Raw genomic sequence first — 3,028 nt, 5'->3', positions numbered from 1 at the left:
GATCCAGGCGGGAGCGTCGCCGCAGGCGGCGGCGAGGCGGCCCCGAGACGGCGCGGCCCGGCGCCGGGGTACGCCCCGCACGGGGTGTTGCGTATTCGCCATGCCTGTCCTACACTCGGGTAAACGCTTTCCCGCAGCGATGCGGCGGCCCCGGCCTCCGCCCGCTCCCGGCTCGAACAGGAATCCACCGTGGCAGAGCAGACCACCCCGCAGACCACCCAGCAGGGCCGCATCCAGCAGGGCCGCGCCGACCAGGCCCGCGACCAGCAGGCCCAGCAGACCACGCCCGAGACCATCGGCATCATCATGAACGGCGTCTCGGGCCGCATGGGCTACCGGCAGCACCTCGTGCGCTCGATCCTCGCGATCCGCGAGCAGGGGGGCGTGCTCCTCGCCGACGGCGAGACCCGGGTGCAGGTCGAGCCGATCCTCGTCGGCCGCAGCGAGAAGAAGCTCGCCGACTTGGCCGCGAAGCACGGGATCGAGCACTACACGACGAACCTCGACGAGGCGCTCGCCGACGACCGCTGGCAGATCTACGCCGACTTCCTCGTCACGAAGGCGCGGGCGCAGGCGATCAAGAAGGCCATCGCCGCCGGCAAGGCCATCTACACCGAGAAGCCGACCGCCGAGTCGTTCGAGGAGGCGCTCGAGCTCGCGCGCCTCGCCGAGGAGGCCGGCATCAAGAACGGCGTCGTGCACGACAAGCTCTACCTCCCCGGCCTGCAGAAGCTGAAGCGCCTCATCGACTCGGGCTTCTTCGGGCGCATCCTGAGCGTGCGCGGCGAGTTCGGCTACTGGGTCTTCGAGGGCGACTGGCAGCCCGCGCAGCGCCCGAGCTGGAACTACCGCGCCGAGGACGGCGGCGGCATCATCGTCGACATGTTCCCCCACTGGAACTACGTGCTGGAGAACCTCTTCGGCCGCGTGGAGTCGGTGTACGCCCGCGCCGTCACCGAGATCCCCGAGCGCGTCGACGAGAAGGGCCACCCCTACGCGGCCACCGCTGACGACGCCGCCTACGCGATCTTCGAGCTCGAGGGCGGCGTGGTCGCACAGCTCAATTCGAGCTGGACGACCCGCGTGAACCGCGACGAGCTCGTCGAGTTCCAGGTGGACGGAACCCACGGCTCGGCCGTGGTCGGCCTGTTCGGCTGCAAGATCCAGCCCCGCAACGCCACCCCGAAGCCGGTGTGGAACCCCGACCTCGCCGACGAGCACGACTACGCCGCCGACTGGATCGAGTCCCCCGGCAACCGCGAGTTCGAGAACGGCTTCAAGACGCAGTGGGAGGAGTTCATCCGCCACGTCGTCGAGGACGCGCCCAACCACTACGACTTCCTCGCCGGTGCGCGCGGCGTGCTCCTCGCCGAGGAGGGGCTCAAGTCCTCCGCCGAGGGTCGCCGCATCGCGCTGCCCGTCGTCACCCTCGACGGCACGTCGACGGATGCCGCAAGCGGAGCGGATGCCGCGGCGCCCGCGTCCGTCGAGGCGCCCGAGCTGACCGGGGCGCGCTGACCATGACCGCGATCACCCTCATCGACGGCACCGGCGACCTGCGCGCCGTGCCGCTCGCGGAGGCGCCGGCGTTCTCGAAGCCGCGGCATCCGCTCACCAGCCGGATCGCCTACGCGGCCGCGCACGTGGTGCCGAAGCCGTTCGCCGACAACACCCCGGGCGAGCCGGCCGACATCGACTGGGACGCGACGCTCGCGTTCCGCCACCACGTCTGGTCGTGGGGCCTCGGCGTCGCCGACGCGATGGACACCGCCCAGCGCAACATGGGGCTCGATGCGGCGGCCACGCGCGAGCTGATCACCCGAAGTGCGGCGGAAGCGGCATCCGTCGGCGGCAGGCTCGTCGTGGGCGTGAACACCGATCACGTCGCCGACGAGACCATCTCGCTCGAGCAGGTCATCGACGCCTACAAGGAGCAGCTCCACCACACGGAGGACGCCGGGGCGGGCGTCGTGCTCATGGCCAGCCGCCACCTCGCGCGGGCGGCTCGCACCGCCGACGACTACCGCCGCGTCTACCGCGAGGTGCTCGCCTCGACGGGCGGCCCGGTCGTGCTGCACTGGCTGGGGCCGGCGTTCGACCCGAGCCTCACCGGCTACTTCGGTTCGGCCGACACGGATGCCGCGGCCGCGACGCTGCTGCAGATCATCGAGTACAACCGCGACAAGGTGCAGGGCGTGAAGATGAGCCTGCTCGACGCCGAGGCCGAGATCGCCGTGCGCGAGAAGCTGCCCGAGTCGGCCCGCATGTTCACGGGCGACGACTTCCACTACGTCGGGCTGATCGAGGGCGACGACCGCGGCCACTCCGACGCGCTGCTCGGCGCGTTCGCCGCGCTGGCGCCCAACGCGTCGGCCGCGATCCAGGCGCTCGACCGCGGCGACGTCGACGCGTATCGCGCGATCCTCGCACCGACGGAGCCGCTCTCGCAGCAGGTCTTCGCCGCCCCGACGTACTACTACAAGACGGGCGTCGCGTTCCTGTCGTGGCTGAACGGCCACCAGGCGGCGTTCCAGATGGTGGGCGGCCTGCACGCCGCCCGCAGCCTGCCGCACCTGTCCCGCATCGTGGAGCTGGCGAACGCATCGGGCTCGCTCGAGCGCCCTGAGCTCGCCGCGGCGCGCTGGCACTCACTGCTCACGCTCAACGGCGTCGACGTCACGGCGGCGGCCCCCGCATCCGGTGCCGATGAGGCGACGGCCGATGAGGCGACGGTTGATGAGGCGACGGATGCCGCGGCGACGCGTGCCGCGTCCGAGGCCCCGTCCGACGACGTCGAGGTGCTCGCATGAGCGCCCACCCGCGCCTGTCGCTGAACCAGGCCACGATCAAGTACGCCTCGCTCGACGAAGCCCTCGAGGTCACCGCGGCCGGCGGCTACGAGTCGATCGGCTGCTTGGTGTCGTCGCGGTTCGCGTGGATGAGGAACGGCGAACCCTGCTGGTACGGCGGCCCGTAGAGCTGGAACAGGGCGATGTAGGCCGTGCCGGCCGGGCCGTTCGGGTTGGCC

General features: G+C 71.4%; 2 protein-coding genes. Both read left to right on the top strand.

Going from position 1 to position 3,028, the window contains the following annotated elements; translation table 11 throughout:
* Positions 1-306: 306 nt before the first annotated feature.
* Complete coding sequence (locus GH736_RS20130; RefSeq protein WP_159606499.1) at positions 307-1,518, top strand: Gfo/Idh/MocA family protein; 1,212 nt, start codon at positions 307-309, stop codon at positions 1,516-1,518.
* Positions 1,519-1,520: 2 nt separating this feature from the next.
* Complete coding sequence (locus tag GH736_RS20125) at positions 1,521-2,810, top strand: dihydrodipicolinate synthase family protein (protein ID WP_159606497.1); 1,290 nt, start codon at positions 1,521-1,523, stop codon at positions 2,808-2,810.
* The last annotated feature ends 218 nt before the right edge of the window (positions 2,811-3,028 follow it).

This window comes from Agromyces humi, from assembly GCF_009720255.1.
GTDB classification, from domain to species: domain Bacteria; phylum Actinomycetota; class Actinomycetes; order Actinomycetales; family Microbacteriaceae; genus Agromyces; species Agromyces humi.
The sequence above is the reverse complement of the archived record's forward strand: the minus strand, read 5'-3'. Positions and strand labels throughout refer to the sequence as shown.

Coding starts and splice junctions, on each gene's coding strand:
- GH736_RS20130 (WP_159606499.1), top strand. CDS start 307: ATGAACGGCGTCTCGGGCCGCATGGGCTACCGGCAGCACCTCGTGCGC.
- GH736_RS20125 (WP_159606497.1), top strand. CDS start 1,521: ATGACCGCGATCACCCTCATCGACGGCACCGGCGACCTGCGCGCCGTG.